This is a genomic window from Microcoleus sp. K5-D4 (genome assembly GCF_036704575.1).
Classification (GTDB): Bacteria; Cyanobacteriota; Cyanobacteriia; order Cyanobacteriales; family Microcoleaceae; genus Microcoleus.
Genome location: NZ_JAUBSD010000191.1, coordinates 1 through 2,161, shown reverse-complemented (window position 1 = coordinate 2,161; position 2,161 = coordinate 1). Strand labels below are relative to the sequence as shown.

General features: G+C 51.7%; 1 protein-coding gene. It reads right to left on the bottom strand.

What is annotated here, in order from left to right:
- Positions 1–2,161 (bottom strand): Ig-like domain-containing protein (locus QUA77_RS28920; protein WP_333454055.1); only part of this gene is annotated, 2,161 nt, incomplete at both ends.

Here is a 2,161-nt window from a genome sequence, read left to right as displayed (position 1 = left end):
TCGGCGTGGGAGTAGGAATCGGCGTGGGAGTAGGAATCGGCGTGGGAGTAGGAATTGGCGTGGGAATGTTAACAGTAAAACTGCCTAAATTGCTACCTACAACTTGATTACCAAAAGTATCTTTTACTTGCGATGCTTGCAAATTAACAGCGTAACTGCCATTATCTGTATCATCCCAACTTCCCCCAGGTGGAGTCAGTGAATAAGTAGCGAGGCGAGGTGTACCATTACTGTTAGTATCGACGCTGACAAATGTAGGAGGAATTGTACCGCCTGACCAACTTACTAGAATGTCAGAACTATCTAAACTGCTAACATCTATTCCAGTATTGTCGTTGAGAGTAACAGTAAAAGTCTGGGTTGTAGCGCCTGCTGTCGTAATATCAGCGATAGGATTGATGGTGACAGTCGGGATAATTCCATCTATTGCTATTGCTTTGGAAGCACCCAAAGAATTCACTACACCCGGAGTTGGCAAGATTAAAATAGCATCACCATTGGCAGCATTCTTAATAGTACCGCTACTTAAAGATAAAGCAGTTGTCGAAACATAGTCTAAGTCAGGATTGCTATCGCCTGCTGCGACTGTATACCGAAATGTTAAAGTGTTGCTACCGCTGCCTGAGAGGTAATTCGCAACGGGAGTTACACCTGCTAAACTAAGCTGTGGCGTACCCGTAACGTTGACTGTTTGAGAGAATTGAACGCTGATGTCAATCGATGTACCGATACCGTAATTTCCGTCTGCTGTCACTGCGCTGACGCTGGTAATGTTAGGGACGGGGTTAATTGCAATATCGGCGGTTTCGGTAGCGCTACTGAAAACGCTGGATGTGCCGTTGGTAGCTAAGTCTGCTGTTACGTCTGCTGTGCTGCCGTTGGTGCCAGTAATTTGATCCCACGCTTGGAAGGCGATCGCGTTAGTAACGGTTCCACTATAGGTAGCTGTGGGTACGAAGCGGATGCGGGTGGATGCGTCGGATGCTAGCAGTCTAGCAGAGGTAACAGAGGCGGTGAAGGTGTTCCAGGTGGTGCCGTCGGTGGTGTATTGCCAACTGCCGTTAGTCGTGTCGAGGTTGGTGATGGCAATACCTTGTAAGGCGCTGGCATTAGGATCGGTGATTTTTGTGCCGCCGAGGTTGGCGATGATGGTACTAATGAGTGTACCTGTGCTGGCACTGTCGTTTTGGTTTTGGGCGTTGAGAGTGGGGATGCCAGAATTATCGAGGGTGGGAGAGTCGTTGACGAGGACGCTGACGGTGGTGGGTGTGGAAGCAATGCCGTCGGTGGCGGTGTATTGAAAGGTGTCTACACCGTTGAATCCGGCGTTGGGGGTGTAGTAGAGGCTACGTCCTTTGTCAATAGCGATCGCCTCGACTGTACTATCCGCATTCGGGTTGAAGGTGGCATCGGCGGCACCTGTTGTGGGGTTTAATTTGGCGATTGCGATGCGGGGTTGTGCGCCGATGGTGATGAAATCGCCGCCCACTATGGGGTTGCCACTGCTGTCTAGGGCGATCGCTCTGACTGTATTATTCGCATTCGGGTTGAAGGTGGGATCTGCCGCACCTGTTGTGGGGTTTAATTTGGCGATTCCACTGCGGGGTTGTCCGCCGATGTTGATGAACTCGCCGCCCACTATGGGGTTGCCGTTGCTGTCTATGGCGATCGCTCTGACTGTATAACTCGCATTCGGGTCGAAGGTAGCATCGGCGGCACCAGTTGTGGGGTTTAATTTGGCGATTCCGCTGCGGGGTTGTCCGCCGATGTTGATGAACTCGCCGCCCACTATAAGGTTGCCGCTGCTGTCTAGGGCGATCACATTGACTGCACTATTCGCATTCGGGTTGAAGGTGGCATCGGCGGCACCTGTTGTGGGGTTTAATTTGGCGATTGCGATGCGGGGTTGTGCGCCGATGGTGATGAAATCGCCGCCCACTATGGGGTTGCCACTGCTGTCTAGGGCGATCGCTCTGACTGTATTATTCGCATTCGGGTTGAAGGTGGGATCTGCCGCACCTGTTGTGGGGTTTAATTTGGCGATTCCACTGCGGGGTTGTCCGCCGATGTTGATGAACTCGCCGCCCACTATGGGGTTGCCGTTGCTGTCTATGGCGATCGCTCTGACTGTATAACTCGCATTCGGGTCGAAGGTAGCATC